A 16,969-nucleotide genomic window follows, 5' to 3' on the forward strand; every position below is an offset into this window, starting at 1 on the left:
AACTGTCCCGATGCGAGTTACCAAGATTCTACTCATACTAGAAGGAATGGTTCAGCTTCTTTATGCATTTAGCTGGATTGCCGGCCCAGACCTCATTGGAAGGTATATCCTTCACCACCAGTGAACAGGCACCGATGACGGAGTTCTCCCCGATTGTAACGCCTTTTAAAACCGTCGTATGAGCACCGATAAAAACGTTATCACCAATCTCAACTGGGGCCGATGCGGCATGCTCAATATCGGATGAATCCGCGAGTCGAAGCGCTGGGTCAATCGGATGAAAATCCGTATCATAGATCACGCAATTTCCTCCGATCACAACATGATCACCGATTCTTATTCGGTTGCGACAAATCAAAGCACTATTACTGATGCCGACATAATCCCCAATGGATAAATTCCCCTCGACCCAAAGGATTGTTCGGCCTTGTCGCCCAATGATATTATGGTTCGAACCACTATTGACACTGAAGCTCTTTCCAATTGTGACGATCCCCCTGCGAGTGACATAAACTTTTGGAATGCCAGCACAGCGCAGACCTGATTTGTGTTCAACTCCGTTAAGTCTAAACATCAATTTTGTGAGAGGCGTATAGATTGTTGAGAATACGCTTTCGATGACTTTGCGAATGGCCATCCATAGTAAACTGATAATGCTATTTTTCATCCAGAAATGCTTTGTCGCTGAGGCGCAGCGATAGACTTATATAAGGCCAAGTACCTCGCTGTGACAGTGTCTTCAGCAAAGTGCTTCTCATGCCTGAGTTTGGCGTTATTTCCTAAGCGCTTACGTAGCATATCATCTTCGCATAGACGCGCTAATGAAGCCGCTATACTGTCACTGTCGGTTACATCGACTAGTAAGCCGCCTTCGTCATGATTAACGACCCATGGCACTGCTCCCGAGTTTTCCCCTGCAACTACAGGAACGCCGCATGCCATTGCTTCGAGAATGCTCATTCCAAATGACTCTTCTAAGCTAGCATGAAGAAATATATCGCTCCGAGTTATGTGGAAGATTAAAATTTCACTCAGCGGTCGAGAGCCCATAATGTGAATACGGTCTACTATTTGTCGTGATATCTCCGAGGGAAGGTTCTCTTTAATGCGATCAAAGCCACCACCAAAGATGAAAAGTTCAATGTTTTCGTTCAACGTCGCGATCTTGTAGAACGCGTCGATCGCAAGATCGTTGTTTTTCCGTGGGTCATTATTGGACACAATCGTGATTGCCACTTGTTCTTGTTCTTTTCTTTTCGTCGTAGGTGGTGGCTTTATAAATAAGCTATTAGGAATAACAAGTATGTTGTTTCTTTTGTAGAACTTAGAAATCTTTTCTGAGATATATGGTGAAACAGCCGTGAGGTGCTTACATTTTAAGATAATGGGAATCGAGTATAGGAAACGTAAAAATCTATACAAATTTTTGAACTGTAGGAAAATCTCAGGTGCGAAGTCATGTATCGTAACTACATTTGGGAATCCACTTCGGATGCTTGCTTCGGCGAATTCATAAGTCCAATGTCCATGCGCAATGTCAGGTTTCCTGTTCTTGATTTCATCACGCATGTAATGCACTTCAGTTCGAAAGAGATTACAACATAAGTCGCGCGCCCTCTTTCTACGCGGCGTAGCGACAATCTCAAATCGATCACCTGTCCAAGTTGTTGTTTCATCAACATCACTCGTACTCGTGACTATAACAACTTCATGTCCAGCATTCCAAAGTGCTCTCGCAAAATTCGCCGTCATCGGAAATTTGTACCCCGGAGGAGGTTCGCCTTCGACCAAGTCAGAAAGCATGTCCAGCGATGCCGGTGTGCATAAAACAATTTTCATATTGTGCGGTCGCTAAATTATTTAACATCTAGCCATACGATTGACTGTTTGAGAGGTAAAATTACCAATAACAGGAATCTTCTACTTTTGTAGAGGTTGTGGGTGTCTCCGCTCGCATGGGTCTCACCCAGTCTTTATTGGCTAAGTCGGAATAAATTATTTGTGGATGTAACGATCTAAGTTCTGCTCCATATTCAGGATTTTCCCAGCGCTTGCCGCATATGCCAAACAGTAGCTGAAGACTTCCGCCAATGTGGATTCCGATTTTACCCATTCGTTTTACGTGCGCAGCTAAGGGCATGCCGTAGGCTCCGCATCCAATCAGGGCAATGTCGAAGTCTGTATTGTCCAATTGCTCTTTCATGGCGTTTAGTGCATCAAACCACGAGGTATATTCAGATTCACCCCCGAGGCTTTGAACTGCTTGGATGACCTTTAAATCAAAAGGTGGAAGGACACCTTCTCGATGTAACAACTTCCTCTTCTTGTATTGTGCTTCAATCGTTTGTTTGAACGGATGGACGATGATAACTTTCTTTCCCTCCAAGGCAGATGTCCATGGTGTTTTTGCCCAGAAGGGGTCTAGGAATAAAAGCCTAGTTTTGATTAGGCTTTTATTCAGCGTTTGGATGTGTGATTCTTGTTGCAACCAAGAGCCGAGTAGGTCCACTTCTTGGGCATCCTGTAAAGTTAGCTTACAGAATTCAGTTAGCGCGGATTCATTTGAAGGGAAGAAGCCTGACCAGGCTTGCATTTGCGCTTTAATGCTTTCTTGCCACCACCATGCCGAAGATTGGCCCTTAATGTATGAAAGCAGTGAACCAGTTCGCCCTGTAATGGCTAGGTAATTACAGACGCAACTGAGTTCAGTTGAACCAAAGCGTGAAATCATACAGGGCGCGCCTTGTTCAATCATTCCTCGGATAAGATCGGAAACACTGTCTGGATTATCAAGCGTTTGATCGTCTGGCTGATATTCAGGGCCTTGGAATACACTTAAGTAAGCTTTTCGAGCGACTTTATATGGCAGGTAACGTATGTCTTTCATTGTCCTTATCGATTGTATATGTGCGTTCGGATTCGCTCTCTTAAGTGATCTAGCTTCATCTCCTGGTTATCAATAAGAACCCAATCGTCAGTCTCCGGGTAGCTGTGCCAGAAGTCACGCGGTGCAATTTTTAGATTCCGATTCAGGAGCGCAGGCTTGTAAGAAAAAGAGCTCTTCGATGTAACTAGGATATTTGCAAAGGCCATATGGAGGAAGGATTGGTAAGGGTCCATATCGAGGCAGTATTCAAGTGGATGGATGACTTCCAGTTTTTTAAATTCCTCTTTGGTGCCTTGAGAGAATAGGTAGACGCGTATCTTGTTGCTCTGGCTGACGTCGATAATCTGTTGTAGTATGCGCTCAAAATAGTCGACTGCTTGAAAGCGTGCTGAAAGATGGTCGATAGCCTGACCGTTGTTCACAATATCACCCCGACGGATGTGGAGTGCGATATTCAAGGTCTCTTTCTCAAACGTGAGTTCCGGTTGCGGATGCCGTGTATGAAATTTGGCTTGAATGTCTTTTTGCACGAGTGGGAGCTCCTCTAAGAATTGATCTCGTTCAGCAACAAAGATGACTTTCTTACCAGCATAAGATCGTATGATTGCTTCCACTTCGGCCGGGGACTTGAATTTAGGTAGGCTTACTTTTTTATGACTCTTAGTCTGGAGCAGCGCTTCAAACTGAGTTTCGGCGACTCCGAGCGCCAGTAGGTCTTCCCATCTTGGATCAGGAAAGGGGATATGGGCAAAGGTGAGGTTAAAGTGTTTTGAGTAATAATAGCCCGCCATCCAATTGGCGAGTTGATGACCAATGCCCGCGCCTGGGTTGGGGCGAGCTGTGAAATATTGCTGCACAGGTTGTGGCTCGTCTGCTCCACTGCATCGGTTCAATACGGCATGCCACTTTGCCTGGTAGAAATACTGATAAAACGACAACTTCGATGTATAGCGGACGAAATATCCGTTGAGCTTCCGTTTTAGTTTTTCCTTTGTCAACTTCATCGATCCATCTGGCCCTCGCCTGTTCTTGGGAAGCGACGTAATCGCCATCGGATTTTAGTCATATAAATAAAGTAGATGGATATTTTTTTTAGGTACACTTTAGTATAGAGTTTTTTTTCCATCGAGCTAAAGTGCTTCAGTAATTCTGGGTGTAGTTGATTTAAAAACTTTTGCAGGTTCTGAGGCTCTTGATTGATCAGAAACATCAAAAATGTGTGGCGTAATTCATATTTAGTAAAAATCAAGTAGAGCTGATTGCTTTGGTCCGTTTGTAGGAAACTTTCAAATACATGATTGTATCGTTGGATAACATATTCAGAAACTTGTTCACTTGGCGTGCTGGTCGCTTGTCCTTCGACGCCACCCACGTAGGTGCTCAAGGGAAATCCACAATAGACGACGGGAGTGATGAGTGCGATTGAGTAGAAGAGTGCAAAATCCTCATTACGCTTCATCCCAACTGGAAATCCCGATGTGCGATTGAATACTTCCCTTTTTACGATGGTTGCACTCGTGTGACCGAAAACGTGCGGATTTTCAAAATAATTGACGGCTACTATTTGTTCCTGGTATTTTAAGGCTGTGCGGTTACCGATAGTACCGCTGGAATTTTTGACTAGGCCGGCAAAGCACAACATGCCCGTGTTCGGGAATTGTTGGATGCATTCGTGAGCTTTTTCGAGGTAGCTGGGGTGCCACTCATCATCTGCATCTAAGAAGGCTATATACGGATTACTTGATTCTTTGACGCCTCGGTTGCGTGCGGCACTGACACCTTGATTGCTTTGACGAATAATTTTAATTCTAGAATCAGAAATCGCTTCAGTGATTGCTTCAAGACTTTGATCTGTCGAACCGTCGTCAACAATGATAATTTCAAAGCATGAGTAAGTCTGGTTAAGAACTGTCCTCAGTGTGTTCAGCACATAATTGCGCTTATTAAATACGGGAATGACTACAGTGAACATCTATGTAATATGTTGATTTAAGTATTCCGCACTTTTAAGTCTTTCAGTTTCCAAGAGCTTATTAGTTCTTTCGTAACTGTAACTATGGAATGCCAACTCGTCTAAATTACTATCTTCTGTAATTAGACGGCTTTCTAATTCAAATTGATTGAGTAAACTCTTAAACCTGGTCAGCCCCCTTTCTGCATTTCCGATGACATAAAAAGGTTTGTTGAATATTATTGAAAAAACGCACGCATGAAAGGAATCCGTTAAGATGAATTTTGCGGATCTAAAACCATTTAACCAATTAGTAACGCTGGGCAGCTCTTTCGATTTCGGAGTCATCGCACTACTACCAAATCGTTTTAAATGATAAGGATTCCCTTCGATTTTTGCTTGAATGTGGCTCTGAACAGCAAGCTTAGATGGATTCGCATCGAGAAAATACGTAAATAGTCCACATTCTATGTTTGGTTCCCCCTCGCGGTTCAATAAATCGATGTAGTCATGACGATCCAGCAACATGGTAGGGTCAATATGATGCTCCGCGTTAGCGTCTAAAATGTTTTTAACTATATCAATACCAGAAGCTTCTCGAACAGAAATACTAGCGAACTTATTGAGAAGCTTTCGAATTCTTTTGGTCAAATGATCACTGTTTTCCCAATTATCTTTCCCAAAAGATGCAGCATATGAAATAAGCTTACAGTCTTTCGGTAATTTAAAGTCAGAAAAAAACGTGAGATTGAGCTTCCCCGAATAATCTAGACGCCAGACTTGGTCACTGCCTATGATCAAAAGTTTAATGTCATTATCTTTTAAATAATTGGTTATTTCTTTACTTGAGCACAACTGTTCACCATCGGAAATATACTTAAATATAAACTGATTAATTAGTTCGTGTTCTGGCCTAGGCATGCTCACTGAAACGCTTTTTCTTAGGCATCTCTTAGCAATATTCTTAATCGTCCGCACATGACGGTTTTCTGTATATCTACGATTTATAAAGTATACGATATGCCCTTTGCTTTCGAGATATTGCTTTAATGCGAAGGCCTGCAAGATACCTCCATTGTTTGATACTAATGGCAAGGTGAGTGTTGAAATGTTCATAATATTTGATGTCCGTATGAAATGAAAAACATCTATACTTATAGTCTTATAATACTTCCTATTATAGTTTTTATACCAATCGAAAAATCATCCAAACCTTATGACTTAACACAGTAATGAGCGCTAAAATTTTTGATTTATCATCATTACTTAGCAGTATGTACCAACCTCCCAATGTAGTTGCGAAGAATGACGCGATTACTGTTATAATGACTCGTAAATAACTCTCGTCGCTCGCTAGAATTATAGCTCCAGACGTAATTGCAGATACTGCGAATGTTAATAGGCAATGGATTAGTTGTTCGCGTTGACTATTTCATCCAGTTTGTAAAATTTTTCAACTGTTTATCAGATAGGAAACTGGATATTTTTTTGATGTCTGGCCCCAAGCGCTCTTCAAAAATTTTTCAATGAGATTTTAGTAACGCAATGTTTGTGCCTACATGAGAATGATCATCTTTGTCTTTTATATATGTCGCATTATCAATTTGGAGAAAGTCGATGTTATTGAAAAATACTTCGGGCTCATTCTTCAATTCGTCGAAAAGGAAGATCTAGAAGTTTTCGCCAAATTCGCGCTTCCAGTTTCTAATTGTTCTGACCATGCCACTTCTCTTATTCTAAGCGCGTAGGATTGACCAATCCAGAGGAAATCTAGTTTTCTGTAAGAGTTCACTTTTTAATTATTGTGCGTTTTTATGGTTTAATTTTGTGATTTTTCGCATGGTAGATCTTGTTTCTCTTTTTATGTAATCAAGGTCTTCCTTTGGGAGATTTCTAGAATCGTTTTTAGGTGGAAGAATGCTTTTAGCCTTTATCCTAGAATAATTTCCGCTAATCATGTGATGTCCACTCTGACTTAAATCTTCCATTCCTTCTTCCCAGCTGAGTCCTAAGGTGCGAGATAACCTTTCGAAGGCTTTTCTGGGTGATTGAGCGAATTCTTCGTATAATATTATAGACTGCGGTTTTAATCGAAAAATTGAAGATAAACGTAGGATGTTCTTTGTTACTTTGCGCCATTCTTCAGTAATATGCGAAAGCTCTTTTGCGGTGTCTTTTTTTAGATTAATTGTTTCCCCTTTTAATTTAAAAGTATAGGAGGTTTTTAAATTTGAATAAATGGTTTCTTCGGGTGTGCGAAAGAGTAGTATGAAGCCAGTGTTGAATTCTTTTCTTAGCAGCTTTTTGATGTAAAGCGCTCGTGGGAAGCTTTTTGAGGCATCCAGTATTACGTGTTCATTTGTATTATTGGCCACTGTTCTAAGTAGTAAGCATTCATTCTTTGCCTGTTCTAGATACGGACTTCTAAATAATTCTTTAGCTGTTAATTGAAATACGCATAAGTGAAGGTAGCTCGCGATCTTTCCGATTCTTTTATGGCTAATGTGGAATGGTTTCTGACTGGTGTTAAAGTTAGAAATTGGAATTTTTTGTTCAATTTCTATATCTCGAATGATTTTCCCCCAAAAGGCGCAGTCACTAATCGACTCTTCGCATGAACAGTAGCCGTTTTTTTTTATCTCAATGTCGAAATGAGATGGTTCACTGAGTGCGAAACAATGGGAGTGCATGCCTAAAAACTTACTGAGGATTGTCGATCCACTGCGCCCATTGCTAATTATAAAAACTATTTTTTTCTTTTTTTTCACGAAGAGGATTCAGTTTGTTTAATGACGATTATTCTATTGAGCTTAGTGTAAGCACTTTGAATTGCATTCAAAATATGTTCTTTTTCAGTCTGATCTAGGATAATATACCAGACGCATATGATTAATAATACGCTGCTAACTGCTGATGTGATCATAACCTGATTAATACCTTCGGGTAGGAGTGTCTTTAACCATAAACTTGCCAGTAACGTGATGCCCGTTCCAATTATACATCTGACTACTACGTTGATCAGGAATTTTTTTACGTGCAATCCGCAATGCTTCTTTGCGAAATAGGGCGCTGTTATGCATGCTCTAACTATCGTTGTACATATATATGCCCAATATATCGCGGGAGGTTGATAGCCATGTTTATAAAGAATGGCACATACCGCTAAGGGACATAGGCCAATTACACTACCTGTAATCGAAACGCCTTTGATCTTCCCAGATGCTGCAATGCACGTCGATATCGGCATTGATAGCTGAGCGATTAAGCTTCGAAATAACAGTAACTGCGTGAATATTATTGCGAATTCGGGGACGGATGAAAGCCAAAGTTTACATATATAACTTAGATTGATACTGATTGGAATTATACAAAATGCTAAAAGAGTAAATGATAGCTTTGCGCCTGACATTGCAGTTCGCAGCATCTTTTCATTGTTTCTTTCACCTGCAGTTTTTACTAGGATTGGGTTTAATGCACGTAGTAGACTGTTAGATATGGTAAGCAACTGTCCTGATAGTTGATTCGCGATACCTTGGGCCGCGTTTATGGTCGTGCCAAAATATGTGTTTAAAATGATCCCTTCCCATGACTTTGAGACCATGGCGACTGCAGTGCTGATGAATGACCAACTCGCAAATTGAGTCATCGATTTTATCAATGCCAGATCATAACTTCTTCTTAATGCAAAGTGACATTCTACATATTTCATGTGGCAAAACATTGCTCGAATGAACGCTAAAAATAATGGGATCATTGCCATCAAGAATCCGTAGAGTAAAAGCTTTTCGTTTGCGACAAATGCGATGGCCATAGCGACGCCCAATCTGAGTAGAGATTCAATGAAGCCAATGATGGCGAAAAAGGCCATGTTCTCCCTTGCATTGAGGACAGCATCGTAAGGTACAGAAAGGACTGTAAAGAACAGACTAGCGACGACGAATTGATATATGCGTTGAGCCGTCAGTAATTTATCAAGGTCGATCTTGAGCACATGCTCGAATAGCAGCGGGCCGATGCTGAGCATAGAAATGACCATAATCAGAGCTGCAATGAAGTGGAGCCCGAAGCTGATATTAAAAATCTTTTGCTGTTGCTCGGGTTTACCTTCACCATGTGCGAAGGACATGAAGCGCTGCGAAGCGGCTGCTAAGCTGCCATTCAGAAAGCCAAACATCCCAATGATGCCGCCGATCAGTGCAAAGACTCCAAAGCTATCGGCACCTAACTCCCGTAGCACCACACGTGTTGTGTAGAGCGAGATGAACATCGTGATGCCTGTTTTGCCATACAAGATCAGGGTGTTCTTCAGGACGCGATGAGATGTTTGCATGATTGTGGGGGAAAAAGCTGAGAATGGTTCCAAGCAATAGAGTGACGACAAGACCGGGTGAAAAGCATTCCAGATCAATCCTGCAGCAGAAAGGCGGAAGCGGTTGCTACTGAGGTTTAAATCGTGAGCTTATAGACTCTCGTATTTTTTAGTGCTTCCCTCGTGAGTCTAGACTCGCTGCTACCAGTAGCACTGCACAACTCCCTCTCATAATTATGATTCTACCGCTGCAAGTGCAATATGGCTTCTTTCTCGCGCTTTAATCACTTTTTTCCCTAAACTAATAGAGGGAATCTCGATATATTTATATGTCAGAGTTGAGATGACTGTTCCGATAGCTATTGTTAATATAAAGCGTCATATGTAATTTGCTTCAGGGGCATTGAAAGGCTTGTCAATCGCCATGCGCGTGAGCCAACTTAACACTGCGAAATGGACTAAGTAGAGACTATAGCTGATTCTCCCTACATACTGAATGGCCTTGTGCGCTAAGAGTTTCGTCGGATCATTTCTAACCAATATAATGAAGCTGATGAAAAATAGTGTTACGAGTGCATTGATCCCTAATCCGTTAAATGCAGAATAATCACTCGTAAAGATCATTGGCATGACCAGGAATTCAAACATGAAGAGGAAAGTAAAGCATCCTACTATTTCTTTGACTGGGTAACGTATGTTTTCGGAAATTAAGTAATAACAGTAGAAGCCCATCATAAATACCTGTAATTGGCTTGGTAGCCAAGCATACATATATCCACCCCAAGTATCTACGTATGGGATTAATGGATTTTTCATTAAGTAAGTAAAGGCAATTTGGCCTATCACGTATGACGTGACAAAACCACTCAAGGCATGTGCCTTATTCTTAATAATGACAAACCAGAGTGGGCAAGTGAGATAAAACATGAATTCGACTCCCACTGACCAACCTCCTGGAACTAGTGAATTCATCCAGTAGGGACTGAAACCGTGTAGAAGTAAAATGTGTGAGAGGTAGGATCCGATTGTGACATGTTGATAGTCACCTACTGGATGCTCTATGCCGTAATTATGCCAGGTATAGTATATGATCGCGACCCAAAATAGAGGTGCAATTCGGTAGGCTCGTCGGAGGAAGAAGTTTGTGGTCGGAGACCGTTCGCTTTTACGATTCTGATAAGAGAGTAGCAGTGTCAAAGCACTCATCATATAAAAGAGTTGCACGCCTTTAGCTCCCAATCCTAACAATTGAGCACCTAAGATTCCGGACTCTCCCGCAAGGGAGTGAACCATTAATACGCCGATAATTGCGTAGCCTCTTAATGCGTCGATGTAGCCAAATTTCATATATTAAACGACTGTGCCGCGATGCACGTTCGAAGTTTCAAACTCCACGGCAAGTTACAAATTTGAAATTTTAAGAAGAATTTGCCTGACACTCTGCTTTAGCGAAATTCGATTTCAACAGAAACAGTTAGACTCGAAGGGAACAACATACGATTAGGCTTTATCGGAATACTCCGCCTGATAGCTAGCCGCATCTTTACCGTAGCCATATTGATAGCGCGCACTGTAACTGGTATAGTCATCCTCACCATAAGTGCCATAGCCGGCGGCGAGACGATGATTTTTAACCCCATTAAAAATGACGCCTAAAACGGGTGCTTTGGAACGATCCATTTGAGCCACGGAGTGACGGGTCTTTTGACGGGTGGTCTCGTTCTGACGGGCCACGAAAATACAGTGATCGGCATAATCCGCGATCATAGTCGCGTCATGAAAAATACCCACTGGCGGGGTATCAAAAATAATGACATCGAACTCCTGCTTTAAGCGAGAAATCAGTAGATCCATCCGCTTATTCTCTAAAATCGAGCTAGCACGGGTGGTGGAGCCTCCGGAACTGAGTAAGAATAGCTTTCCACCCTCCCCCAATGGCTGGATGCCTAATTTCGTGTCCTGCATCAAATCTGCCGCGATCGCCTCTTCCGAGCGAACCCACTCGACCACGCCCAGTTTGTTCTCAAGGTTATGGTAACGGTGCTGGCTGGGACGACGTAGATCACAGTCCACGATCAAAGTTTTACTACCATGCGTTGCCATTTCAGCCGCTAGATTGGAAGCCACCACTGACTTACCCTCCGAAGGCACGGAGCTAGTCACTACTAGGGTCAATGGTTGGTTAAAATGCCCGAGATTTAAGCGCAGGCTTCCATAAATGGCAGCGAAGGACTCGCCGAGATCGCTGTCTTGAGACAGTGCCAACTCAGCCATCTCCACGTCGCTTTTGCCCTGAATGAAGCGCACATCTCCCAAAATCGACTTGCCGACAAAACCTTCGATATCTGCAAAGGTGCGCAAACGATTATCTAGAAATTCTAAAATTAAAGGCAGACCAATGAAAACCACAGCAAAAAGTAGAATAGATATAACGGTTATTTTCTTCACATTCGGAAAATAAGGTGAACTCGGCACGCTCGCCTTATCCAACGGGCGCAACGAAGTTAGGTTCATTTGCTGCGTGATACTGGTCTCATTGTAACGCGACGTCACCATATCAAAAAGTTTGCGCTGTGCTTCAACCTTACGTGACAACACACGGTATTCAATGGAGAGCTGCTCTAGACGACGTGCCTCTTGCTCTGCTTCCTTCATCTTGGCTTCCAGACTTGCCAACTCTCCGAGCACTGTCTGCTGCTCAATCTCGAAGTCCTGCCTGCCCTGCTCAATCGCACGCCAAAGTGACGTCTCTACCGCAGTCTGAGCAACTTGATTCTCCACTCGCTTGGGGTGCCGCTCCAAATAGGTTTTGGCTAAGACCTGTTCCTGCTGTTGCAGTTTCTCGAGGCTAGCATAAATTTCAGCCACATGCGCACGCCCCCCGATAAAAGGGATATTCATCAGCAACTCAAGATCTTCGCCCGCGGCCGTAATCTGCTCTAAACGACTTCCAATCTGAAGCTGACGTACTCGTGCAGCTGTAATGGCCGAGCTCAGATCACTCAGACGTTCCGTGACAATTTTTTGATCTTGTTCCACAGTCACCAAGTCATTCGCTTCACGATATTGCTGCAGCGCCCCCTCTTCCTGCTCTAATTTATTGCGTAAGTCCACCGCCTGTTCATCTAAAAACTGAACGGCATCTCCCGTCGTTTGATTCCGGACGTCGAGTTGCAGACGAATATACACACTTACGTAACGATCCGCCAAGAACTTCGCCACCTCTGCATCCGGATGTCGCACCTGGATCCGAATGACTTGTGAGTCTGGCAACCAACTAACCGAAAGCGCTCCCCTACCCACTAAACTAGCCGGATTGGGTAAAGGGCTCAATTCATCCTCATGGTCCATAAATCCAGTAGAACCAAAAGTTAGACGCCGTTGTTCGTCTGCGCTCAAACTATCCGCCACTAATTGAGCCACTGCGCGACTTTTCAAACGCTCCAGATGGGTATTCATGGCCGATTCCAAGAGGCCACTATTTTTCACACCAGACTCCACCACTTCGGCAACATTGACGATATTCTCAGCATTCACCTCGACCACCATTGTCGCAGTAGTTTCATACATGGGCGTCTTGCTCATGAAGAAAATTGCACAAGCCGCCGCCAGAAAAAGCCCTAAAGCAAAACCGGGAAGCCAACGTTGCCGCAGTATCATGATCAGGTCCATGATACTGATTAACTGCAAGGTCTCATCAGGCTTGCTTTGTGAAGATTTTTTAGGATCGGACATAGGATCGGCTCTCAATTAACTACAAAATAAGTGTTCACAGAGCGGCGATATAGAGGACAGAACGAGAAAAAAATACGGTCTCTAACATTTTAAGCATTTTTTAACGCTTCCGCCCTTGGTCGAAATCCGGAAAACTCCTGGAAAAACCAATCGGCACACACATTGAACTGTTATAGGCGCACGTAACATACATGCATTGAGGGCGCAAAGGCCCTCGGAACCTCCTTCAACTAAAACAGTCGACGAGGAATAAAGATAATATCGTCAGGCAATACCACGAAGACTTCCTCCGCATTCTTACCCTCCGCTTTAAAGATGGCATTCACATCCACTTCAAAAGTTGTTTTGGAACCGTCAGCTCCTTTACGCTCGACTGATACCTGCCCTTTTTGCGCAGCACCGGTGAAGCCCCCCGCTTCGGCAATCGCGACCTGTATTGCCAACCCGTTACGGCCTGGTGGAATTTCGATCGAGCCTGGCCTCGCCACCTCGCCCACCACCGTCACCACCTTGGGGGCAAACTCGACAATATTAATCGTCACCACCGGTCGCACCAGATAACGCTCTTCAATAAAAGCAGTCTCAATCACTTTTTGTGCCTTGGAGACAGAGAGGTTCCCCACCGCGATCTCTCCCAAGAGTGGGATCGAAAGCGTGCCCTCATCAGAAACACGCTGCTCACTCTGCAATTCGGGTTCACCGTAAACAGAAATCGAAACTCGGTCGAAAGGTGACAGCAAATATTTCGCCGCATCCAATGAGGGTGCCGGCATTGCATCTGTGGCCATCAGCTCTGCAGCAAAAAGAAATAGCAAAGCAAAAAGGGAGATCAGTAAATGTCGCATAACTAATAGATATATTCACAGCGCAAAGCGGCCTCGAGCAGGTCATAGGTCGCGCTGCTTTGCGTCGAGTCGCGGCTAGTCCAAGAAAGTTGTCCCGATAAAATGAGACGATTCTCAATGAGGGTGTAGGTCGCTCCCCAATAAGCACGGTATTCCGTATCAGTACGTGAACCACTCATCTCATCGTAATCAGTATTTTGATACGCAACACCCACGGTCGCCCTCAACCTTGCATCCAATTGATGCGTCAAACTCAAATCAGTATAGAGAATTTCCGACAGTTGGTTGCCCATGGTATTCCCAAACTCATTACCTAATTCCACATCGAACTGAGTCCGATCGGTAATAAACCAATGTAGGCTGGACTGTAGATAGACCCCACTATCGTCCTTGAGCCCGTCCCCCTCCAATACATCGCGAAACTGGAAACCAACTTGCAGTTCATACTGCACCAGCGGGGAAATGAGATCTTCCACACCGAAGTAAAATGCGTGATCCAAGGTTTCGGTCGATTCTAACGAACTACGCGAATCCGTATGACGCCAACGATAACCGGCCCCCACGCTAAGTGCTTCATCCACCTGGTAATAGAGCGCCAACGGCGCACTCCAAGTAGTCACATCCGCATAAATCGCATCCTCCGACTGACTATCTCTATAACTCAGCCCGGATCGAATGTTGAAATACTCACTCACCATATAGCGCCCGGCGAAGTCCGTGTTAAAAATATGCTTCTCCACCACCGCTTGCAAATCAGCATCGGCCGCAGTCGAGCCATTATATCCCAGATCCAAACTCCCCTGAAAAATTTCACCATTGGGTTCATCCGGCAAACGAATGCTCAAACCACTACGTATATTCTCAGCATCATACTCCGTTAATTCCGCATAACGTTGCAACTCGAGTCCTAAAAAGGCATCGATCGAAGCATAGCCTTCACTCGCACGAAACTGCACTTTGGGAGTGCTCGAAAAAATGAAATCACTGACCTCATCCTCATCCAGAAAAACATTGCTAGAACTCTTCGCAGTCGCCTCAAGCGATAGAGTAACGGCGCCTAATTCACCCACACGCCATTCTGCAGGAAGCTGGCAAACGCCCCCACAGAAAACTAGAGCTATGCACATAACAGACTTACTGAAAAGAACTTGAGTAGATCCCAAGCAACTCGAGAACAGATTAACATCATGTCCAACTCGCCGAAAGAAACGTCTGTATATAGTTTTCATCATTCGCTCAAGCATCTGCTCTGGCTGTGGGGAAGACATGGCAGGAATCATACCATTGCGAGAAAAATTTCTAATTACTGCACATTTTCTAAAAGTATCCACTCGAGAAAAACAATCTAAAAACTCACGCCCCAAGTCTAAGTTTCATAAGCCCTAGCAAGAGAGCGAGATGGAACATTCCGGCAGACACAAAGCTGACTAAAACGGCAAATCACTCGAAATATATGAACGCATAACCCGAGCCGAGTAAAGACATCACCCCAGCACCACTACATGATATCACGCACGATAACTGCGCAAAAATTTATTTCTAAATTAAGCAAATTTTCCTTCCATAGAAAGGACTTTACCTATATGGGTAGTTCGAATTATCATGGAAGCTACCACCATAAGCAGTGAATTCACACTCCCCAGAGTGAGGCGCGAATCTGCCTTACGCTCAACTTTGATGCTGTTATTTGGCGGAGACTTGCTAATCGCCTTATGTGCAACCTTGCTAGGCTTTTACCTACGCGCTGAACTCCCTCTCTTCTTTACCTCGCCACCACTTAGCGCCCCGACAATAGAGAGCTATGCCGTCTATATTATTTCAGGCACTCTTTTGATGGTAGGCATCCTTTACTTGAACGGGACCTATCGTCTGGAAGCACTCACACGCTACCGCTATGGTACACTTAAGATGCTCGCCTGTGCCTTATACTGGAGCATCGTACTACTCACACTTTCAGCAATTTTCAAAATTAATCCTCCCATTTCACGTTTGTGGGTGTGCTACAGTACAGGCATCCTCATGATGGCCCTCACAACCTGGCGCTATTTTTTTTGCCATCACTTCATCGGTCCGGGACTACTGCAAAATCTACGCCGCACCACACTAATCATAGGCTGGAATGATCGGGCCAGACAACTCTACGAACGCTCAAAAAATGGACAATCCAGCCACAGCTTCTTCCCCTTCCACATCTGCTCCGCAATCACAATGGAGAGTTTGGAATCGCAAGATGACTCTCATACACCGCCCCAAGAAATCTACTTGGGATCGGGCGTCAAAACACTAGGCAAGCTACTACAAAGCGGACGCTATGACACCGTCATCCTAGCCAATTCCTCCCTATCCATGGAAGAAAGCTCGGCCATTCAAGAAATGTGCGGTGTCGTCATGGTCGACTTCATGATGATCCCCGACTTCGTGCGCACCATGACTGCATGTTTGAATGTCGAATCTTTTCAAGGCACCCCCTTGCTCACGCAAACCAAACGCGCACTCGACCGGCCCTCAAGCAGCATCATCAAGCGCACAATCGACATCGCGGGTGGCCTGTTCGGATTGGTCGTTTTCAGCCCAGTGATTGCCTACTTTGCCTGGCGAGTCTATCGCGAGTCGCCTGGGCCCGTCTTCTACAAACAAGTTCGGCTCGGTAAAAACGAGCGCCTGTTTAAGATTATCAAGATCCGCAGTATGCGTCTGGATGCCGAAAAAGATTCTGGCGCCAAGTGGTGCACCGAAGATGATCCCCGCCGATTAGAAATCGGCGCCTTCATGCGCAAGTACAACATTGATGAGTTACCTCAGTTCTGGAACGTGCTCAAAGGAGAGATGAGCCTAGTCGGCCCTCGCCCCGAGCGCCCGGAATTGATCAAAGATTTCAAACATCAGATTAGCTACTACAACCTACGTCACACTGTAAAGCCAGGCATCACTGGCTGGGCGCAGGTCAACGGCTGGCGCGGCGACACCAGCCTGGAAGCTCGCATTGCCTGCGACATTGAATACATTGAGCGCTGGAATCCATGGCTCGATCTCTACATTTGCCTGCGCACGGTAAACGCCAATAAGAACGCATATTAAGCGGGCTCCCGCCAGCAGCATCGGTTCTCAGAGCATTTTTATGAACAGGATTAAACTGTCTCCTCTTTGGGTAGGGATGGATCGCCGATCCGTCCGATTCCGTTAGATAAGCACTAGGCGGAGGCAATGATTAAGGCTGTTGCATTCAGTTGGCAAACGGCGCG

13 protein-coding genes are annotated in these 16,969 nt (G+C 44.3%); 1 reads left to right on the forward strand and 12 read right to left on the reverse strand.

Annotation, left to right across the window (positions count from 1 at the left end; genetic code table 11):
* Positions 1-37: 37 nt before the first annotated feature.
* The 12 genes from QEH59_RS15945 to QEH59_RS16000 form a co-directional block, all read right to left on the reverse strand.
* Positions 38-667: an acyltransferase gene (locus QEH59_RS15945; RefSeq protein ID WP_308986379.1), complete on the reverse strand. Its 630-nt coding sequence runs from the start codon at positions 665-667 to the stop codon at positions 38-40.
* Positions 664-1,839 carry a glycosyltransferase family 4 protein gene (locus tag QEH59_RS15950; RefSeq protein WP_308986380.1) on the reverse strand — a complete coding sequence of 392 codons (1,176 nt, stop codon included), beginning with the start codon at positions 1,837-1,839 and terminating at the stop codon, positions 664-666. The genes QEH59_RS15945 and QEH59_RS15950 overlap by 4 nt, the downstream gene beginning before the upstream one ends.
* A 61-nt stretch (positions 1,840-1,900) precedes the next feature.
* Positions 1,901-2,887: a GT-D fold domain-containing protein gene (locus QEH59_RS15955; protein WP_308986381.1), complete on the reverse strand. Its 987-nt coding sequence runs from the start codon at positions 2,885-2,887 to the stop codon at positions 1,901-1,903.
* Between the two features lie 5 nt (positions 2,888-2,892).
* A complete protein-coding gene (locus QEH59_RS15960) occupies positions 2,893-3,891 on the reverse strand; it encodes an O-fucosyltransferase family protein (protein WP_308986382.1) in 999 nt (332 codons plus the stop codon).
* Positions 3,888-4,859, reverse strand: coding sequence for a glycosyltransferase family 2 protein (locus QEH59_RS15965; protein WP_308986383.1), 972 nt, complete (start codon positions 4,857-4,859; stop codon positions 3,888-3,890). The genes QEH59_RS15960 and QEH59_RS15965 overlap by 4 nt, the downstream gene beginning before the upstream one ends.
* Positions 4,860-5,954: a polysaccharide pyruvyl transferase family protein gene (locus QEH59_RS15970; protein WP_308986384.1), complete on the reverse strand. Its 1,095-nt coding sequence runs from the start codon at positions 5,952-5,954 to the stop codon at positions 4,860-4,862. It lies immediately after the preceding gene.
* Between the two features lie 683 nt (positions 5,955-6,637).
* Positions 6,638-7,606: a sulfotransferase gene (locus QEH59_RS15975; RefSeq protein ID WP_308986385.1), complete on the reverse strand. Its 969-nt coding sequence runs from the start codon at positions 7,604-7,606 to the stop codon at positions 6,638-6,640.
* Positions 7,603-9,168: a lipopolysaccharide biosynthesis protein gene (locus tag QEH59_RS15980; RefSeq protein WP_308986386.1), complete on the reverse strand. Its 1,566-nt coding sequence runs from the start codon at positions 9,166-9,168 to the stop codon at positions 7,603-7,605. The genes QEH59_RS15975 and QEH59_RS15980 overlap by 4 nt, the downstream gene beginning before the upstream one ends.
* A gap of 357 nt (positions 9,169-9,525) precedes the next feature.
* Positions 9,526-10,494 (reverse strand): acyltransferase family protein, encoded by a 969-nt coding sequence (locus QEH59_RS15985; RefSeq protein WP_308986387.1) that lies wholly within the window; start codon positions 10,492-10,494, stop codon positions 9,526-9,528.
* Between the two features lie 153 nt (positions 10,495-10,647).
* Positions 10,648-12,882 (reverse strand): GumC family protein, encoded by a 2,235-nt coding sequence (locus QEH59_RS15990; protein WP_308986388.1) that lies wholly within the window; start codon positions 12,880-12,882, stop codon positions 10,648-10,650.
* A 230-nt stretch (positions 12,883-13,112) separates the two neighbouring features.
* Complete coding sequence (locus QEH59_RS15995) at positions 13,113-13,727, reverse strand: polysaccharide biosynthesis/export family protein (RefSeq protein ID WP_308986389.1); 615 nt, start codon at positions 13,725-13,727, stop codon at positions 13,113-13,115.
* Positions 13,728-13,729: 2 nt separating this feature from the next.
* Positions 13,730-14,854, reverse strand: a complete 1,125-nt coding sequence (locus QEH59_RS16000; RefSeq protein WP_308986390.1) for an outer membrane beta-barrel protein — start codon at positions 14,852-14,854, stop codon at positions 13,730-13,732.
* Positions 14,855-15,329: 475 nt separating this feature from the next.
* Here QEH59_RS16000 and QEH59_RS16005 point away from each other — a divergent pair, with 475 nt between their 5' ends.
* A complete protein-coding gene (locus tag QEH59_RS16005) occupies positions 15,330-16,805 on the forward strand; it encodes a sugar transferase (protein ID WP_308986391.1) in 1,476 nt (491 codons plus the stop codon).
* Positions 16,806-16,969: the final 164 nt, after the last annotated feature.

It is taken from the genome of Thalassobacterium sedimentorum (genome assembly GCF_031127905.1).
Taxonomy (GTDB): domain Bacteria; phylum Verrucomicrobiota; class Verrucomicrobiia; order Opitutales; family Coraliomargaritaceae; genus Thalassobacterium; species Thalassobacterium sedimentorum.

Bases quoted from the DNA above. Each gene is read 5' to 3' on its own strand.
- QEH59_RS15955 (WP_308986381.1), bottom strand. From the start codon at position 2,887: ATGAAAGACATACGTTACCTGCCATATAAAGTCGCTCGAAAAGCTTAC.
- QEH59_RS15945 (WP_308986379.1), bottom strand. From the start codon at position 667: ATGAAAAATAGCATTATCAGTTTACTATGGATGGCCATTCGCAAAGTC.
- QEH59_RS15995 (WP_308986389.1), bottom strand. From the start codon at position 13,727: ATGCGACATTTACTGATCTCCCTTTTTGCTTTGCTATTTCTTTTTGCT.
- QEH59_RS15990 (WP_308986388.1), bottom strand. From the start codon at position 12,882: ATGTCCGATCCTAAAAAATCTTCACAAAGCAAGCCTGATGAGACCTTG.
- QEH59_RS16000 (WP_308986390.1), bottom strand. From the start codon at position 14,854: ATGTGCATAGCTCTAGTTTTCTGTGGGGGCGTTTGCCAGCTTCCTGCA.
- QEH59_RS15980 (WP_308986386.1), bottom strand. From the start codon at position 9,168: ATGCAAACATCTCATCGCGTCCTGAAGAACACCCTGATCTTGTATGGC.
- QEH59_RS15960 (WP_308986382.1), bottom strand. From the start codon at position 3,891: ATGAAGTTGACAAAGGAAAAACTAAAACGGAAGCTCAACGGATATTTC.
- QEH59_RS15970 (WP_308986384.1), bottom strand. From the start codon at position 5,954: ATGAACATTTCAACACTCACCTTGCCATTAGTATCAAACAATGGAGGT.
- QEH59_RS15985 (WP_308986387.1), bottom strand. From the start codon at position 10,494: ATGAAATTTGGCTACATCGACGCATTAAGAGGCTACGCAATTATCGGC.
- QEH59_RS15965 (WP_308986383.1), bottom strand. From the start codon at position 4,859: ATGTTCACTGTAGTCATTCCCGTATTTAATAAGCGCAATTATGTGCTG.
- QEH59_RS16005 (WP_308986391.1), top strand. From the start codon at position 15,330: ATGGAAGCTACCACCATAAGCAGTGAATTCACACTCCCCAGAGTGAGG.
- QEH59_RS15950 (WP_308986380.1), bottom strand. From the start codon at position 1,839: ATGAAAATTGTTTTATGCACACCGGCATCGCTGGACATGCTTTCTGAC.